19 protein-coding genes are annotated in these 16,984 nt (G+C 70.4%); 14 read left to right on the forward strand and 5 right to left on the reverse strand.

What is annotated here, in order from left to right; translation table 11 throughout:
• Positions 1–14: 14 nt before the first annotated feature.
• Together nth and ABVN73_RS19110 are read left to right on the forward strand one after the other, a co-directional pair.
• The gene (gene nth, locus ABVN73_RS19105) at positions 15–707 is read left to right on the forward strand and encodes an endonuclease III (protein WP_353859836.1); all 693 of its coding nucleotides are present in this window, start codon (positions 15–17) and stop codon (positions 705–707) included.
• 104 nt (positions 708–811) lie between these two features.
• Entirely contained in the window at positions 812–1,054 is a 243-nt protein-coding gene (locus ABVN73_RS19110; RefSeq protein ID WP_353859837.1) for a DUF1178 family protein, read from the forward strand.
• A 32-nt stretch (positions 1,055–1,086) separates the two neighbouring features.
• Here the strand turns inward: ABVN73_RS19110 and ABVN73_RS19115 are convergent, their stop codons facing one another.
• Positions 1,087–2,013: a peptidoglycan-binding domain-containing protein gene (locus tag ABVN73_RS19115; protein ID WP_353859838.1), complete on the reverse strand. Its 927-nt coding sequence runs from the start codon at positions 2,011–2,013 to the stop codon at positions 1,087–1,089.
• Between the two features lie 255 nt (positions 2,014–2,268).
• Between ABVN73_RS19115 and ABVN73_RS19120 the strand changes: the two genes are divergently transcribed.
• Positions 2,269–2,529: a hypothetical protein gene (locus tag ABVN73_RS19120; RefSeq protein WP_114861872.1), complete on the forward strand. Its 261-nt coding sequence runs from the start codon at positions 2,269–2,271 to the stop codon at positions 2,527–2,529.
• A 7-nt stretch (positions 2,530–2,536) separates the two neighbouring features.
• Here the strand turns inward: ABVN73_RS19120 and ABVN73_RS19125 are convergent, their stop codons facing one another.
• Both ABVN73_RS19125 and ABVN73_RS19130 read right to left on the reverse strand, forming a co-directional pair.
• The gene (locus ABVN73_RS19125) at positions 2,537–2,974 is read right to left on the reverse strand and encodes a hypothetical protein (protein ID WP_353859839.1); all 438 of its coding nucleotides are present in this window, start codon (positions 2,972–2,974) and stop codon (positions 2,537–2,539) included.
• Between the two features lie 33 nt (positions 2,975–3,007).
• Positions 3,008–4,456, reverse strand: coding sequence for a GH1 family beta-glucosidase (locus tag ABVN73_RS19130; protein WP_353859840.1), 1,449 nt, complete (start codon positions 4,454–4,456; stop codon positions 3,008–3,010).
• Between the two features lie 143 nt (positions 4,457–4,599).
• Between ABVN73_RS19130 and ABVN73_RS19135 the strand changes: the two genes are divergently transcribed.
• From ABVN73_RS19135 to ABVN73_RS19160, 6 genes are all read left to right on the forward strand, one after another.
• Positions 4,600–4,794 (forward strand): twin transmembrane helix small protein, encoded by a 195-nt coding sequence (locus ABVN73_RS19135; protein WP_014197605.1) that lies wholly within the window; start codon positions 4,600–4,602, stop codon positions 4,792–4,794.
• A 21-nt stretch (positions 4,795–4,815) separates the two neighbouring features.
• Positions 4,816–5,385: a cob(I)yrinic acid a,c-diamide adenosyltransferase gene (locus tag ABVN73_RS19140; RefSeq protein ID WP_353859841.1), complete on the forward strand. Its 570-nt coding sequence runs from the start codon at positions 4,816–4,818 to the stop codon at positions 5,383–5,385.
• Between the two features lie 145 nt (positions 5,386–5,530).
• Positions 5,531–6,280, forward strand: coding sequence for an electron transfer flavoprotein subunit beta/FixA family protein (locus tag ABVN73_RS19145; RefSeq protein WP_353859842.1), 750 nt, complete (start codon positions 5,531–5,533; stop codon positions 6,278–6,280).
• 35 nt (positions 6,281–6,315) lie between these two features.
• The gene (locus ABVN73_RS19150; protein ID WP_353859843.1) at positions 6,316–7,254 is read left to right on the forward strand and encodes an FAD-binding protein; all 939 of its coding nucleotides are present in this window, start codon (positions 6,316–6,318) and stop codon (positions 7,252–7,254) included.
• Between the two features lie 55 nt (positions 7,255–7,309).
• The gene (locus ABVN73_RS19155; protein WP_353859844.1) at positions 7,310–8,188 is read left to right on the forward strand and encodes a 3-hydroxybutyryl-CoA dehydrogenase; all 879 of its coding nucleotides are present in this window, start codon (positions 7,310–7,312) and stop codon (positions 8,186–8,188) included.
• A gap of 154 nt (positions 8,189–8,342) precedes the next feature.
• A complete protein-coding gene (locus tag ABVN73_RS19160; RefSeq protein ID WP_353859845.1) occupies positions 8,343–8,954 on the forward strand; it encodes a DUF4142 domain-containing protein in 612 nt (203 codons plus the stop codon).
• Between the two features lie 2 nt (positions 8,955–8,956).
• Here the strand turns inward: ABVN73_RS19160 and ABVN73_RS19165 are convergent, their stop codons facing one another.
• Together ABVN73_RS19165 and ABVN73_RS19170 are read right to left on the reverse strand one after the other, a co-directional pair.
• A complete protein-coding gene (locus ABVN73_RS19165) occupies positions 8,957–9,787 on the reverse strand; it encodes an alpha/beta fold hydrolase (RefSeq protein WP_353859846.1) in 831 nt (276 codons plus the stop codon).
• A 67-nt stretch (positions 9,788–9,854) separates the two neighbouring features.
• Entirely contained in the window at positions 9,855–10,526 is a 672-nt protein-coding gene (locus ABVN73_RS19170; protein ID WP_353860826.1) for a TlpA disulfide reductase family protein, read from the reverse strand.
• A gap of 114 nt (positions 10,527–10,640) precedes the next feature.
• On the opposite strand from ABVN73_RS19170, the gene argH reads away from it, so the two are divergent.
• The 5 genes from argH (at position 10,641) to ABVN73_RS19195 (ending at position 16,915) form a co-directional block, all read left to right on the forward strand.
• Entirely contained in the window at positions 10,641–12,008 is a 1,368-nt protein-coding gene (gene argH, locus ABVN73_RS19175) for an argininosuccinate lyase (RefSeq protein WP_353860827.1), read from the forward strand.
• A complete protein-coding gene (locus tag ABVN73_RS19180; RefSeq protein ID WP_174441325.1) occupies positions 12,005–12,190 on the forward strand; it encodes a hypothetical protein in 186 nt (61 codons plus the stop codon). The genes argH and ABVN73_RS19180 overlap by 4 nt, the downstream gene beginning before the upstream one ends.
• Entirely contained in the window at positions 12,187–13,452 is a 1,266-nt protein-coding gene (gene lysA, locus ABVN73_RS19185) for a diaminopimelate decarboxylase (RefSeq protein WP_353859847.1), read from the forward strand. Before ABVN73_RS19180 ends, lysA begins: the two co-directional genes overlap by 4 nt.
• Positions 13,453–13,542: 90 nt before the next feature.
• A complete protein-coding gene (locus ABVN73_RS19190; protein WP_353859848.1) occupies positions 13,543–13,962 on the forward strand; it encodes a hemerythrin family protein in 420 nt (139 codons plus the stop codon).
• A gap of 349 nt (positions 13,963–14,311) precedes the next feature.
• Positions 14,312–16,915, forward strand: a complete 2,604-nt coding sequence (locus tag ABVN73_RS19195) for a TIGR02302 family protein (RefSeq protein ID WP_353859849.1) — start codon at positions 14,312–14,314, stop codon at positions 16,913–16,915.
• Positions 16,916–16,984: the final 69 nt, after the last annotated feature.

Consider the following 16,984-nt stretch of genomic DNA (forward strand, 5'->3'; position numbering starts at 1 on the left):
GCCAGCGACCGATCATGCCCCTGCGCTCCGCGCCCCCTCTCGCCGACAAGGACCCCTTCGACATCGACGAGGCGTTCCGGCGCCTGCGCCAGGCCGTGGCCGGACGCCCGAAGGCCGCCATGTTCGCGTTGCGCGACCGCGGCTACGGCAGCCCCTTCGAGCAGCTGGTCGGCAGCCTGATCTCCGCGCGGACCCGCGACGAGACGACCATCGTGGTGTGCGAGCGGCTGTTCGCAGTGGCGCGGACGCCGCAACAGATGGTCGCCCTGACGCCGGAGGAGCTGACCCGCCTCCTCGACGGCGCGACCTTTCCCGAACCCAAGGCCCGCGACATCCGGGCGCTGTCCCACCGCATCCTCACCGAGCATGGCGGCGAGGTTCCCGACACGCCGGACGCCCTGATGGCCTTCCACGGAGTCGGGCCGAAGATCGCCGCGCTGACCCTGGCGGTGGGATTCGGCATCCCGGCGGTGGCGGTGGACGTGCATGTTCACCGGATCGTCAACCGCTGGGGCTTCGTCGCCGCCCCGACGCCGGAGCGCACCATGGTCGCGCTGATGGAGCAATTGCCCCGCCACTACTGGGTGGAGATCAACGAGCGGCTGGTGCCCTTCGGCAAATGGGTCTGCACCGGCGACCGTCCGCGCTGCTCGACCTGCGCCCTGCTGGCCATGTGCCGGCAGGTCGGGGTGACGACCCACCGATGAGTTGGCCGGGCGCCGGGCTTGATGCAGATCATCGCGCCGTTTCGCGGGATTCCGTCCTTTCCCGGCAACAGCCGTGCCCAAGGACGACCGAAGGAAGCCCGCCCATGATCCTCTACGCCCTGCGCTGCGCCTGCGGCCATGAATTCGAACAGTGGTTCAGGAACATGGCCGATTACGACACCCGAAAGGCCGGGCGCCTGCCCTGCCCGTCCTGCGGCGGGACCGAGGTGTCGAAGGCGATCATGGCGCCGAGCGTCGGCGCGTCCAGGCCGTCGCCCGCGCCGATGCCCGCCTGCAACCCGTCCGGCTGCGGCAACGCCCTGTGCCCGATGTCGCAGATGGCCTGACGGCGGGCGGGGGTGCCCGAGAGGGCCGCGGCCTACCGCCGCCCGCGCCCGCCGCTGCTGAGCGGCGGCAGGGCGCCGGTGGTCAGCTCCTCCCGGCGGCGGCCGCCACCAAAGCTCGGCTCGCGGCGCTGGTCGCGCGGGCCGTCGTTGCGCGGCGCCGGCCGCGAGGCGTTGGCCCGCCCGCTGCGCCACCACGCGAAGCCGATGCCGAGCACCGTCGCGCCGATCACCCCCATCACGCCGTAGCGGGCGCCGTTGGCGGCCCAGGCCGGCAGCATCGACCCGCTGTCCGCCGCCGGCTCGACCACCGGCGCCGGCTGCCCGGACGGGGTGGTCGCGGTGACGCTGGCCCGCGGCGCCGCCTGCGGCACCGGCCCCTGCCCATGCCCCTGGGAAGACGCCGTGGCGGAGGCTGCGGGGGCCGACGAAGCGGGAGCGCCGGACGGTCCGCCCCCGGACGGGCCGCCCGACGAGGAACTGCTGCTGGTCGCGGGCGGGCCGGCGCTGAACTGCGCGCCGCCGCCGACGCTGCCCGCCCCGCTGTCGATCCGCTGGGTGGGCGCGGCGCGGGGCACCACCTCGCGCTGCGGCTCGCGCGGCGCCTGGCCGGGACCGCCGCCGCCGACCTTCTGCTGGGCGAGGTTCCCGACCGTCGCCGGGGCCTTGCCCTCCCGCTCGCTCATCATCTTGGCGATGGTCGCCTTGTCGAGCTGGTTGGTCACCGGCAGCCCGTGGGCGGCCTGATACTTGCCGAGCGCCGCCTTCGTCTCGGCGTGCATCTGGCCGTTGGCCCGCCCGCCGATGTTGTAGCCCTTGTCCTTCAGGATGGTCTGGGCCCATTGGATGTCGGCCGTGGACTGCGCCCGCGCCGGAGCGCCCGCCAGCAGACCGACCGCCAGAACCGGCACCACCACAGCCAACGCGACCGCGCGGCGCGCGCGGTGCGAACCACCCGTCATGACCATCCTCCGTCCGAGACGCCAACCGACCATTGCCGTTCCACTATCGTGGATGCGCAACCGTGTTACCAGATTGCGGCGGATTTCCGGGCGCGATTTTTGTGCGCCTGCGTTGCGGCGGCATCAGGTCCCCCCTTCCCCTTGGCGCCTCCGGAAGGAGCGGCCGATTCCCCATCCGTTACCCGATGCGCGCGCAAAAACGTGGTATAGATCCATACATGGCACCTTACGGGGCGCTTTGCGGGAGGCCATGGCATGGCGACCTTGAGACACGCGATCCTGGCGGGCGGCACGCTGATGCTGGCGGCTTGCGGCAGCACCCCGGCCTACCGGGAATGGACGGCCACGGAGACCACGGCGACCGCCGCCTACGACGAGTGCACCGAACAGGTGGACAACACCATGCGACTGCGCGGCTATCCCTACCGCCCACTGCCCGAAACCCCGCAGTTCCGCTACCGCAAGGAGATCTTCGCGCTGTGCATGCGCCGCAAGGGCTACACCGCCGAGGACTGAGCGCCCGTCACGGCCCCGGCAGGCCGTAGCGCAGATAGAGCAGGCCGCCGATCAGCACCCCGGCCAGCACCACCGCCGCATAGAATTTCAGGGGCAGCGGGACCGTCTCCCGCCGTCGCGGCCCCTTGGCCGTGGTCCTGGCCTTGGCGGAACGGGGCGACGTCCTCGCCGGAGCGGCTTGCCGCCCCGCCCCGGCCGCTCCGCCCTGGTTCGGGTCGTGCAGCTCGATGAGCTTCCAGTTGAATTCGATCCCGTCGCCGCCCGCGCCGGCGTTGTGGTCGAGCTGGATCAGACGGAAATAGGCGCGCGGATTCACCCGCACCATCAGGTTGAAGCGGGCGCGGGCGTGGTCGAGATCCTCCCCGACCTCCAGCGTCTTCCAGCCCTTGCCGCGCGCCTTCTGGATGGCGAAGCGCGTCGGCTGGGCGGCGGGAACAGGCGCCATGATCGCGGCCCCACCCTCTCGCCCCGGCCCCCTTTACACCGAGGTCGGGACGCCCTTCTTGCGGATCACGTCGGCGTACCAGTGGTAGCTCGCCTTGGGACGGCGCTCCAGCGTCTGGCGGTCCACCTCGATCAGGCCGAAGCGGCGCTGGTAGCCCTCGGCCCATTCGAAATTGTCCAGCAGGCTCCACACGAACCAGCCGCGCAGGTCCACGCCCTCCTCCAGCGCCTGATGACCGGCCAGCATGTGGCGGCGCAGGTAGCTGATGCGGTCGTTGTCCTGGACGAAGCCCTTCGGCCCGGTCTGCTCGGGGTAGGCCGCGCCGTTCTCCATCACGTAGACCGGCGGGTTGCCGTACTCCTGCTTCAGCTCGATCAGGATCTCGGCGATGCCGTCGGGCTCCACCGGCCAGCCCATCCCGGTCGTCGGCGTGCCCTCCGGCGGGGAGCCGTAGCCGGTGCCGAACAGGCCCGCCGGGTCCGGCTGCTGGTGCATCCGGCTGTAGTAGTTGATGCCCAGGAAGTCGATGGGCTGGCGGATCGCCTCCAGGTCGCCGGCCTTGACCAGCGGGGCGAAGCCGTCGCGCAGAAGCTCCGGATAGGCGCCGCGCAGCAGCGGGTCGAGGCAGGCGCGGTTCCACACCGCGTCCCACATCAGCGAGGCGGCGTAGTTGGCGTCCAGCCCGCCGACCGGCCAGACCGGCTGCAGCGACAGCACGGTGCCGAGCTGCCAGCCCTTGCCGCCCCCCGCGGCCCGCAGCGCCTTCAGCGCCATGCCCTGGGCGAGGTTCTGGTGATGGATCGCCTTGAAATAGTTGCCCTTGCCGGTCATGCCCGGCGCGTGCCCGCCCCGCCCGTGGCCGAAGATGGCGTGGACGGACGGCTCGTTCAGCATGGACCAGTGCTTGGCCCGGTCGCCGAGCCGCGCGGCGACGAGCTGGGCGTAGTCGGTGAACCAGCCGGCGATGTCGCGGTTGGTCCAGCCGCCGCGGTCCTGAAGCGCCTGGGGCAGGTCCCAATGGTAGAGGCAGGGCCAGGGCGCGATGCCCTTGGCCAGCAGCGCGTCGGTCAGCCGGTCGTAGAAGTCCAGACCCTCTGCGTTGGCCGGTCCGGTGCCGGTCGGCTGAACGCGCGGCCAGGCGACGGAGAAGCGGTAGGCGTTCATCCCCGCCTTCGCCATCAGATCGACGTCCTCGGCGTAGCGGTTGTAATGGTCGCAGGCCACGTCGCCGGTGTCGCCGTTCGCCACCTTGCCGAAGGAGTGGCTGAAGGTGTCCCACACGCTGGGGCCGCGCCCGCCCGCGGTCACCGCCCCCTCGATCTGGTAGGAAGAGGTCGAAGCGCCCCAGACGAACCGGTCGGGGAAGGCGGCCAGCACTTCCGACGGCTGGGCCACCGCGGCGCGGCGCGTCGTCAGAAAGGCTCCGGCCGAGGCCGCCAGCCCGGTGGCCGCCGCCGCCTTCAGGAAACTCCGCCGCCGCATACCGAATTCCTCTCGCCGTCCGGGTCGTCCGCGACAATGTAAGAAGACCGGGCGTCAGCGCAACAGGCGCCTCGCATCGGAATGCCCGTGCAACCGGTTTTGCCGGTGTAGGCGTAACCTGGACCGTGGGGTAGTATGACGCCATGAACGGACTTGTCATGTTTCTGCTGATCGTGGCGCTCGGACTCGTCGTGGCGTCGCTGTTCTCCGGGCTGTTCTTCATGGCGCGCGGCGGACAGGGCGATTCGCGCAAATCGAACCGGGCGATGCGGATGCGCGTGGCGCTCCAGGGCGTGGCGCTCGTGCTGTTCCTGCTCGCCATCCTGACCCACGGCTGATTGAGGACACCCACAGGAATCATGGTCAAGCTGACCCGCATCTACACCCGCGGCGGGGACCGCGGCCAGACCTCGCTGGGCGACGGGCGCCGCGTGCCCAAGCACGACCCGCGCGTCGCCGCCTACGGCACGGTGGACGAGGCGAACGCCGTCATCGGGCTGGTCCGGCTGCACACCGCGGACCAGCCGGAGACCGACGCCATGCTGTCGCGCATCCAGAACGACCTGTTCGACCTGGGCGCCGACCTCTGCACGCCGGAGGCGGAGGACCCGGCCTACCCGCCGCTGCGGATCCTGGAGTCGCAGGTGGACCGGCTGGAGGCGGAGATCGACGCGATGAACGCCGACCTCGCTCCGCTCACCTCCTTCATCCTGCCCGGCGGCTCGCCCGCGGCGGCGCATCTGCATCTGGCGCGCACCGTGGTGCGCCGCGCCGAGCGGCTGATGACCGAGCTGGCGGAGGTGGAGCCGGTCAACCCGGCGGCGGTGAGATACGCCAACCGCCTGTCCGACCATCTGTTCGTGCTGGGCCGGAAACTGAACGCCAACGGAACCGCCGATGTGCTGTGGGTTCCGGGTGCAAACCGTTGATGCAATTCCGCCTCCTTCGCGCTTGCGGCGTGGGCGGCGTTGACAGCCAAAACGTCAACTCCTATGGTCGCAGCGCTGTCACAAGCTGCCCGATTCGGCGCCAGCGGCGAAGGTGCGCCTGCATAATTCAAGAAAAGGGTGGGATATGAAGGTCCTCGTCCCGGTCAAGCGGGTGGTCGATTACAACGTCAAGATCCGCGTCAAGGCGGACGGTTCCGGCGTTGAGACCGCCAACGTGAAGATGAGCATGAACCCCTTCGACGAGATCGCCGTCGAAGAGGCCGTCCGCCTCAAGGAAGCCGGCACGGCGACCGAGGTCATCGTGGTCACCGTCGGCCCGACGGCCGCGCAGGAGACGCTGCGCACCGGCCTCGCCATGGGCGCCGACCGCGGCATCCTGGTCCAGACCGACGCCGAGACGCAGCCCCTGGCCGTCGCCAAGGTGCTCAAGGCGCTCGTCGACAAGGAAGGCCCGACGCTGGTCATCCTCGGCAAGCAGGCGATCGACGACGACTGCAACCAGACCGGCCAGATGCTCGCCGCCCTCTTGGGCTGGCCGCAGGGCACCTTCGCCTCCAAGGTCACGCCGGGCGAGGGCTCGGTCACCGTGACCCGCGAGATCGACGGCGGGCTGGAGACGGTGCAGCTGACGCTGCCCGCGGTCGTCACCGCCGACCTGCGCCTGAATGAGCCGCGCTACGCCTCGCTGCCCAACATCATGAAGGCCAAGAAGAAGCCCATCGAGACGCTGGCCCCCGACGCGCTGGGCGTCGACGTGGCGCCGCGCCTGACCACGCTCAAGGTCGCCGAGCCGGCCAAGCGCAAGGCCGGCGTCAAGGTCGCCGACGTCGCCGCCCTGGTCGACAAGCTCAAGAACGAAGCCCGCGCGATCTGAGGGGCCAGTGCGCCTTGAAGGGAAAGTGATCTGACATGTCCATTCTCGTCATTGCCGAACACGACAACGCCGCGCTGAAGGCGGCCACGCTGAACGCCGTCAGCGCCGCCGCCAAGATCGGTGGGGAAGTCCACATTCTGGTCGCCGGCCAGGGCGCCCAGGCCGTCGCCGAGGCCGCCGCCAAGGTGGCCGGCGTGTCCAAGGTGCTGCTGGCCGACGACGCGGCCTACGCCCACCCGCTGCCGGAGAACGTCGCGCCGCTGGTCGTCGGCCTGGCCAAGGGCTACGGCCATGTGCTGGCCGCCGCCTCGTCGGAGGGCAAGAACCTGCTGCCGCGCGTCGCCGCGCTGCTCGACGTCGCGGCGATCTCCGACATCACCGGGGTGGTCTCCGCCGACACCTTCGAGCGGCCGATCTACGCCGGCAACGCCATCGCCACGGTGAAGTCCGCCGACCCGATCAAGGTCGTCACGGTGCGCACCACCGCCTTCGAGGCGGCCGCCGCCACCGGCGGCTCGGCGACGGTCGAGAGCATCGCCGGGACGGGCGACGCCGGTTCGGCCAGGTTCGTCGGCCAGGAGCTGACGAAGTCGGAGCGTCCGGAGCTGACCCAGGCCAAGATCGTGGTGTCGGGCGGCCGCGGCATGCAGTCGGGCGACAACTTCAAGCTTCTGGAGGCGCTGGCCGACAAGCTGGGGGCGGCGGTCGGGGCCAGCCGCGCCGCGGTGGACGCCGGCTTCGTGCCGAACGACTACCAGGTCGGCCAGACCGGCAAGATCGTGGCGCCCGAGCTGTACATCGCCGTCGGCATCTCCGGGGCCATCCAGCACCTCGCCGGCATGAAGGACAGCAAGGTCATCGTCGCCATCAACAAGGACGAGGAGGCGCCGATCTTCCAGGTCGCCGACTACGGCCTCGTCGCCGACCTCTTCAAGGCGGTGCCGGAGCTGACGGCCGCGCTGGACAAGGCGTAACCGGCCAGTCCTCCTCGGAAGACCAGCGGGCCAAAAGACAAGCGGGAAAGCTCATATGTCCACGATCAAGAAGATTGGCGTCATCGGTGCCGGCCAGATGGGCAGCGGCATCGCCCACGTCTGCGCGCTGGCGGGGTACGAGGTCGTCATCTCCGACATCAGCGCGGAGATTCTGCAGAAGTCGGTGGCCGCCATCTCCAAGAACATGGACCGCCAGGTTCAGAAGGGGAAGCTGACGGAGGCCGACAAGACGGCGGCGATCGCCCGCATCGCCACGGGCTCCGACCTGTCCGTGTTCCATGACGCCGATCTGGTGGTCGAGGCGGCGACGGAGAACGAAGCGCTCAAGCGCGAGATCTTCAAGAAGCTGGTCCCGAACCTGAAGCCCGAGGCGCTGATCGCGACGAACACCTCGTCGATCTCGATCACCCGCCTCGCCGCCTCGACGGACCGCCCGTCCAAGTTCATGGGCATGCATTTCATGAACCCGGTGCCGGTGATGCAGCTCGTCGAGCTGATCCGCGGCATCGCGACGGACGAGGCGACCTTCAACGCGATCGCCGAGCTGACGGCGAACATCGGCAAGACCGCGGCGGTGGCCGAGGACTTCCCGGCCTTCATCGTCAACCGCATCCTGCTGCCGATGATCAACGAGGCGGTCTACACCCTCTACGAGGGGGTGGGCGGCGTCCAGGCCATCGACACGGCGCTGAAGCTGGGCGCCAACCACCCGATGGGCCCGCTGGAGCTGGCGGACTTCATCGGCCTGGACACCTGTCTGGCGGTCATGCAGGTCCTCTACGAGGGTCTGGCCGACAGCAAGTACCGCCCCTGCCCGTTGCTGGTGAAGTATGTCGAGGCCGGCTGGGTCGGCCGCAAGGTCGGCCGCGGTTTCTACGACTACTCCAAGAACCCGCCGGTCCCGACCCGCTGACGCGGCGGTTCCGAACGGACGTTTTGGCGAAGCCCGCCCCGGGAAACCGGGGTGGGCTTCGTGCTTTTGCGGAACCGCTGCGCTCGCGCTCTGTTCGTCCCGCAGGGGAACGGCCCGCAAGGGACCATGTCAAACAGCGGAAAGGATGGAGGCGATGCGGCGCGGCTTCCTGACGGCGATGCTGGTGGTCGGCCCTCTGGCGGCCGGTCTCTCCGGCCCGGTCCTGGCCCAGGCCCCGGGCTCCGTCCCGGCCTCTCCCTCCACCCTGTCGCGGCAGGAGCGCAACTTCATCGCCGAGGCGCTGGCCGACGGCATGGCCGAGCAGGCGCTGGGCAAGCTGGCCCAGGACCGGGCGGAGACGGAACCGGTCCGCCGCTTCGCCCGCCGCATGGCCGACGACCATGGGCTGAAGACCGACCGGCTGGCCGGCATGGCGCTGCGCCACGGCATCCCCATCCCGCGCGAATTGGGCCTGTCCGCCCGCGCCCACATGTCGAGCCTGCGCGACACCCCGGAGGAGGCCTTCGACCGCCGCTACATGGCCGCGGAGGAGGAAACCCATGCCCGCGCCATCAAGCTGTACGAGGCCCAGGCCGAACGCGGCGGCGAGACCGGCGATTTCGCCCGCGACGCCCTGCCCATGCTGCACAGCCATTTCGAGGAGGCGCGGGGCATCATGGCCGAATTGGCGCGCGGCCCGGCCCCGCCGCAGACCCAGGCGCCGCCGGGCGATGTTCCGCCGGGAACGTCGGGGGCGTCGGAGTGAGATTACTGTGCCTGATCGGCGCCATCGCTGATCACGGCCGGCAATGTTCCTAGAAACGACAGCACCGCCGTTCCACCACCGGACGCCCACAGGCCGACATGACCGGCGCCCTCGAGCGCGACGAACGTCTTGGGAGTGTTGGCGCTCTCGAACAGACGACTCGAATGGTCCGTCGGAATCATGCGGTCGAGGGTGCCATGATAGATGAGCAAAGGGGCATTCACCCGACCGATCTTTGAAAAGCTGTCGAACGGATGGCGGAGCAGTGAGCGCACCGGCAGAAAGGGAAGCAGCCGGCCACCGATGTCCGCGATGCTGGTGTAGGGGGCGGCGAGGATCACGGCCTCGACACGCCGTTCCGTCGCAAGCTGGACTGCGACCCCACTGCCCAGCGAGTAGCCGTGCAGGACCACCCGCGCGCCCGCTGCCTCCAGGAAATCCAAGGCCGCCCGTCCGTCGTGATAGAGGCCGGCCTCGCTCGGCTTCCCGGGATTTCCGCCGTAGCCGCGGTATTCCGCCATGAACACGCCGTACCCTGCGTCGATCAGAGCACGGGCGATGTGGCCATTCCACGCCACCGTCTCGCCATTGCCATGGAACAGCAGAAGCGTCGTCTTTCCCAAGGCCGCTGGCGCCTTGTACCAGCCCTGCAGGTCGAGTCCGTCACCGGTGCGGACGGACACAACCGCCATGTCGCCCACGCCGACCTCCTCCGGAGTCTGCGCGAGTGGGATGGCCGGAAAGATCAGGCGATCCTGGGCAACATAAGCCAACAGCAGGGCAACGGCGTAAAGCGTCGCCCCCACGGCCAGGATCGCGATTGGAATTTTCATGCGTCCCCGTTGGGCTGAGAAGGCGACTGACCCGTGACGCGCGGGCGGGGCAGAGGCCGCCGAGCCCTCACCCGCCCGTCTTCACCACGCCGCTGCGGCTGTCGCGGTTCGGGCCGCCGCCGTGGCCCATGTGCTTGCGCAGGAAGGCGATGACCTCCGGCGAATCCCACTCCACCGCCCCTTCGATGCGGCCAAGCTCGCGGCCCTCCTGATCCACCAGCAGGGTGGTCGGCAGGCCGCGCAGCTTCAGCGTCTGCATGGAGGCGCTCGACGGGTCGAGGTAGAGGGCGAGGTTCTTCACGCCGGTCCGCTGGTAGAAGGGCTGCACCTGATCCTTGCCCCCGCGGTCCACCGACAGAGCCACCACCTGGAAGCCCGGCCCGCCCAGTTGCGCCTGCAGGCGGTCGAGCGCCGGCATTTCCTTGACGCAGGGCGCGCACCAGGTCGCCCAGAGATTCAGCAGGACCAGACGGTCCTTGAACTCCGACAGGTCGACCCGGCGCCCCTCCCCGTCCAGGAAGGGCAATTCCGGCACCGGCGCCAGCGGCTCCATGTAGCGGAACTTGTCCAGGCTCACCGCCATCGCTCCGGGCGTCGCTCCGGGAACGGTCGGGCCGGCCGGCTGGTCCAGCGTCAGCACGGCGGGCGGCGGCGGGGCCGACGGGCCGGCCAGCGCCATCCACAGCCCGGCGCTGCCCAGCGTCACACAAAAGATTGCGGTGGCCGCCAAAGTCCGCATACTCACGCTTCCCGTCCTCCCATCCGTATTGTGTCCGCCATGAGCGCCGAACAGCCCAAGCCGAACTCTCAAGACCGCGCCACCCAAGATGGCCCGGCCCCGGCCGCCAGCCAGATGTGGGGCGGCCGCTTCGCCCGCGGTCCCGCCGCCATCATGGAGAGGATCAACGCCTCCATCGGCTTCGACAAGCGGCTGGCCGACCAGGACATCGCCGGGTCGAAGGCCCACGCCGCCATGCTGGCGCGCCAGGGCATCATAACCCAGGCCGACGCCGATGCCATCCGCGATGGTCTGGACCGGGTCAAGGAAGAGATCGACTCCGGGGCCTTCACCTTCAAGGTCGAACTGGAGGACATCCACATGAACGTGGAGGCGCGGCTGGCCGAGCTGATCGGCGAGCCGGCCAAGCGCCTGCACACCGGGCGGTCGCGCAACGACCAGGTGGCGACCGACTTCAAGCTGTGGGTGCGCGACGCGCTCGACCGCGCCGACCAGGGGCTGAAGGCGCTCCAGGCCGCGCTGATCGATCTGGCGGAGAAGCACACCGACACGGTGATGCCGGGCTTCACCCACCTCCAAGCCGCCCAGCCGGTCAGCTTCGGCCACCATCTGCTGGCCTATGTGGAGATGTTCGGGCGCGACCGCGGCCGCCTGCGCGACGCCCGCGCCCGGCTGAACGAGTGCCCGCTCGGCTCCGCCGCCCTGGCCGGCACGCCCTACCCCATCGACCGCTTCATGACGGCCGAGGCGCTGGGCTTCGACCGGCCGACCGCCAACTCGCTGGACGCCGTGTCGGACCGCGACTTCGCGCTGGAGTATCTGGCCGCCGCCAGCATCTGCGGCATGCACCTCTCCCGCTTCGCGGAGGAGATCGTGCTGTGGTGTTCCGCCCAGTTCCGCTTCATCAAGCTGACGGACGCCTTCACCACCGGCTCCTCCATCATGCCGCAGAAGAAGAACCCGGACGCGGCGGAGCTGGTGCGCGCCAAGGCCGGGCGCGTCATCGGCAGCCTGAACAGCCTGCTGGTCGCCATGAAGGGCCTGCCGCTGGCCTATTCCAAGGACATGCAGGAAGACAAGGAGCCGGTCTTCGAGGCCGACGACACGCTGGCGCTGTGCATCGCCGCCATGGAAGGCATGGTGCGCGACATGCAGCCGAACGTGCCGGCGCTGCGCGAGGCGACCGACCGCGGCTTCCTCAACGCCACCGACCTCGCCGACTGGCTGGTGCGGGAGCTGAACATCCCCTTCCGCGAGGCGCACCACATCACCGGGCGCGCCGTGAAGGCGGCGGAGGACAAGCGGGTCGGCCTGACCGCCCTGACGCTGGAGGAGTTGCAGGCGATCGAGCCGCGCATCACCGAGGCCGTCTTCCCGGCCCTGAGCATCGAGGCGTCGCTGGACAGCCGGCGCAGCTTCGGCGGCGCCTCCCCCGTCCGCGTGCGCGAGGCCGTCGCGGCGGCGCGGGAGCGCTTCCTGTGAGGCGCCCGCTGCTGATCCTGGCGACCGCCGCCGTCGCGCTGACGCTGGCGGGCTGCGGCAAGAAGCCGAGCTTCGTCGATCCGCCGCAGGGCAAGGAGGCCGACAAATTCCCCGGCACCTACCCGAACCCGAAGACCGATCCCAAGCCCGGTCAGCCGTCCTCCGGAGCCCGCTTCCCATGAGCGCCTTCGCCTACCGCAACGGCGTGATGCACGCCGAATCCGTGCCGCTGTCCACCATCGCGGCGGAAGTCGGCACGCCCTTCTATTGCTACTCCACGGCGGCGCTGGAGGCGCATTACAGCGCCTACGCCGGGGCCTTCGCGGGGCAGGACGCCGACGTCTGCTACGCGGTGAAGGCCAACTCCAACCTCGCCGTCATCCGCGCCTTCGCGCGGCTGGGCGCCGGCGCCGACGTGGTGTCGGGCGGCGAGATGCGCCGCGCGCTGGCCGGCGGCATCCCGGCGGGCAAGATCATTTTCTCCGGCGTCGGCAAGACGCGCGAGGAGATGCGCGCCGCCCTGGAGGCCGGCATCCACCAGATCAACGTGGAATCCATTCCCGAGGTGGAGGCCCTGTCGGAGGTGGCGGTCAGCCTGGGCGTCACCGCGCCCATCGCCTTCCGCGTGAATCCGGACGTGGACGCCAAGACCCACGCCAAGATCGCGACGGGCAAGAAGGAGAACAAGTTCGGCGTCGACTACGACCACGCGCGGGAGGTCTACGCCCAGGCCGCCAAGCTGCCGGGAATCAAGCCGGTGGCCATCGCCGTGCACATCGGGTCGCAGTTGACCGACCTCGCCCCCTTCCGCGCCGCCTACGAGCGGGTGGCCGCTCTGCTCCACGTCCTGCGCGAGGACGGGCACGACATCACCCGCCTCGACCTCGGCGGCGGGCTGGGCATCGTCTACAAGCACGAGGCGCCGCCGGACATCGCCGACTATGCCGCCATGGTGAAGTCGATCACCGGCAACCTCGGCTGCCGCATCTCCCTGGAGCCGGGGCGCTCGCTGGTCGGCAACGCCGGCATCCTGGTATCGCGGGTGATCTACCTGAAGCAGGGGCTGCACCGCCGCTTCGTCATCGTCGACGCGGCGATGAACGACCTGATCCGCCCCACCCTCTACGAGGCCTACCACGGCATCGTCCCGGTGACCGAGCCCGCCAGGGGCGCCGCCACCGAGCCCTACGACGTCGTCGGCCCGGTCTGCGAGAGCGGCGACACCTTCGCGCTCCAGCGCGCGCTGCCGGCGATGGCGCCGGACGATCTGGTGGCGATCCTGTCGGCGGGGGCTTACGGCGCGGTCATGTCCTCCACCTACAACACCCGCCCGCTGATCCCGGAGGTGCTGGTGAACGGCGACCGGTTCTCGGTCATCCGGCCGCGCGTGCCGGTGGAGGAGCTGCTGGCGCTGGACCGGGTGCCGGACTGGTTGAAGGACTGATCCGCGACGGTCGCCGGTCCGCAATAACGGCTGCACAGAACCACCCATAAGGCGTATGATTCCCCGCTCGAGAAACGGGCGGGGAACATCATGGAGTGGGACGCGGCCTATGCCATTGGTCAGAGCGCGGTGGACGGAGACCACCAGCGCCTGTTCCAGCTGTTCAACCAGTTCAGCGCGGCGATCGCCGCCGGGGAAACACGGGAATCCGCGAACCGCTTCCTGCGCGAGCTGGCCGATTACTCGGCCTATCACTTCCGCCGCGAAGAGGGGCTGATGCACGCGATCGGCTACCCCGACTACGCCAAGCACAAGAAGATGCACGACACGTTTGCCGACTTCGTCCGCCGGCAGTCCGATTCCGGTGTCCACGATCCGGAGGAGGTGCAGTTCCTCCAGAGCTACGTCGAGATGTGGCTGTGCGGCCATATCCTGGTGATGGACAAATGGTTCGGCGAATGGCTCGACGGACGGAGCGGAGCTTCGGGCGCGGCGGCCCCGACCGCTTGAGGACCGGAGCGAACCGCGCCTCTCGGCCGTTGGCCGCCACGCCGCCGGACGAGACATGGCCGGACCAGACATTGCCGGACGAGACATGGCCGGATGGGGCACGGCCGGACAGCTCACAAGCGACACGCCCCGCCTTCCGCGACGAGCCCGACCGCCCGCGGCCGTGAGGCGGAACGGGCGGCGCCCCTGCACCAAACGCCGGGTTGCCTTATTTTGGACATGGCGCAATGTTTCGTTAACCGACCGGCATGCCGGACCGCGACAGACGGCGCAGCCGAGCCTATATCCTGACGATGTTCCGGCGGCGGTTTCCCTTCCCGCCCGGTGCCTGACCTGACGGGAGAGCGGCATGAGCGACAGCAAGGACGGGTTCCGCTTCCCCCCGCGCAAGGAGGCGCCCCCCGCACCCGCACCGCGGGAACCCCGCCTGCGCATGGGACAGGCCCGCGCCGCCCTGCTCTGGGAACGGCTGTGGCCCGCGCTCTGGGCGCCCATCACCATCGCCGGGGCCTTCCTCGCCCTGGCCCTGATGAACGTCTTCCTGCTTCTGCCGGGCTGGCTGCACGCGCTGGTCCTTGTGCTGTTCGTCGCCGCCATCGGCTGGACGGGGTGGCGCGGGCTGCGCGCCTTCCGCCTGCCCGACGAGGACGCCGCCCGCCGCCGGCTGGAGCGCGACAGCGGTCTGGCGCACCGCCCCCTCCACGCGCTGCGCGACACGCCCGCCGGCAACGATCCCGTCGCCGCGGAGCTGTGGCGCCTGCACCAGGAGCGGGTGCGCGCCGCCATGCGGCGGCTGCGCGTCGCCATGCCGCCGTCCGACGGCCTCGCCGCCCGGGACCGCTACGCCCTGCGCGCGCTGGTGGCGCTGGTGCTGGTCGCCGCCGGCGGCGCGACCTGGGGCGACTGGAAGCCGCGCCTGGCCGCCGCCGTCACCCCGCATTTCGGCGGAACGGCCACGGCGTCGGTCGCGACCCTCGACCTCTGGGTGACGCCGCCCGAATACACCGGCCTGCCGCCGGTCTTCCTGAAGTCGGCCAACCCCGCCCACACGCCGAGCCTCGCCGACCCGGTGCCGGTTCCCAAGGGCAGCCTCGTCCTGGCCCGCGTCACCGGCGGCGGCGGCACGCCGTCGCTGGAGGCCGGCACCAAGTCCACCGCCTTCGAGGCGGTCGATTCCTCGACCTTCCAGATCCAGCAGCCCATCGAGGACGGCACCCGCATCGCCGTCACCCAGGGGTCCGGCGTGCTGGGCAGCTGGAACGTGCGGATCATCCCGGACAACCCGCCGACCATCGCCTACGCCAGCCCCCCGACCAAGGGAGAGCGCGGCGCGCTGCGGCTGGACTACACCGCGCAGGACGATTACGGGCTGGCCGAGGCCAAGGCCGTCGTCCGGCTGGACCTGCCGGAGGGCGAGGCCCCGGCGCTCGACCGCAGCCCGCTGGAGCTGCCACTCGCCCTGCCCGGCGTCCGCCCCCGCGAGGCGCGCAACGCCGCCTTCCACGACCTGACCGCCCACCCCTGGGCCGGGCTGAACGTCACCATCCGCCTGACCGCCCTCGACGGCGCCGGCCAGACCGGCAGCACGGAGGACGTGGCGATGGTCCTCCCGGAGCGCGTCTTCAACCACCCGGTCGCCCGCGCCATCGTCGAGGAGCGCAAGAAGCTGACCCTGCGGCCGCAGCAGCTCCGCATCGAGGTCGCCCGCGCCCTGGCCGAGATTTCCTCCCGGCCCAGCCAGTTCGGCGGCGATCTGGTGGCCTTCCTGGCGATGCGCACCGCGGTGAACCGCCTGCTGCTCGACGAGGAGGCGGCCTCCGTCCCCGCCGTCCAGCAACTGCTGTGGGAGACCGCGCTGCGCATCGAGGACGGCGGCCTGTCGCTGGCCGAGCGCGACCTGCGCGACGCCGAACGCCGTCTCGCCGAGGCGCTGGAGCGCGGCGCCGACGACCAGGAGCTGAAGAAGCTGATGGACGAGCTTCAGGCGGCGCTCGACAAGTTCCTCGACGCCATGGAGCAGCAGATGCGCGAGGCGCTGGAGCGCGGCGAGCAGATCCCCATGGTGCCGCCGGAAATGGCCGACCAGATGATGGACCGCCAGGACCTCCAGCGCATGATGGAGCAGATGCGGCAGATGGCCGAGACCGGCGCCCGCGACGCCGCCCGCCAGATGCTGTCCCAGCTCCAGCAGATGATGGAGCAGATGCGCAACGGCGCCATGGCCCAGATGCAGCAGCAGGGCCAGAACGAGGCGGCGCAGATGATGCGCGAGCTTCAGGAGTTGACGCAGCGGCAGCAGCAGTTGCTCGACCAGACCTTCCGCCAGTCGCAGGAGCAGATGGGCCGGCAGGACGGGCAGCAGGGTCAGCAGCAGGGGCCGCGCAACCGCCAGGGCCGTCCGCAGCAGGGGCAGCAAGGCCAGCAGGGCCAGTCCGGCAGCCCGCTGATGCAGCAGCAGGCCGAACAGCAGGAGGCGCTGCGCCGCCAGCTCGGCGAGCTGATGCGCCGCATGGGCGAACAGCAGGGCGGCGAGATTCCCCGCCCGCTGGGCCGCGCCGAACGGGCCATGCGCGACGCCGGCCAGGCGCTCCAGCAGGGGCAGCCCGGCTCCGCCGTGCCCCCGCAGACCCAGGCGATGGACGAGCTTCAACAGGGCATGCAGGCCATGGCCGAGCAGATGATGCAGCAGATGATGGGCCAACAGGGTCCGGCGATGAGCGGGCAGCAGCCCGGTCAGGCGCAGCAGCGCCAGGGCCAGGGCCGCAACCGCGACCCGCTGGGCCGCCGCCCCTCCGGCTTCGGCAACTACAACAACGAGGACGTGAAGATCCCCGAGGAGGCCGAACTCCAGCGCGCCCGCGAGATCCTCGACGAGCTGCGCCGCCGCTCCGGCCAGTATGGCCGCCCGCAGATGGAGCGCGAGTACATCGACCGGCTGCTGAAGCAGTTCTGACCGCCCGCTGAAGCAGTTTTAAGGCGGGGGGACCGGGCGGCTTTACCGGAGAGCGGCGCTGGTGCAGTA

It is taken from the genome of Azospirillum formosense (genome assembly GCF_040500525.1).
In the GTDB taxonomy this organism is placed as follows: Bacteria; Pseudomonadota; Alphaproteobacteria; order Azospirillales; family Azospirillaceae; genus Azospirillum; species Azospirillum formosense_A.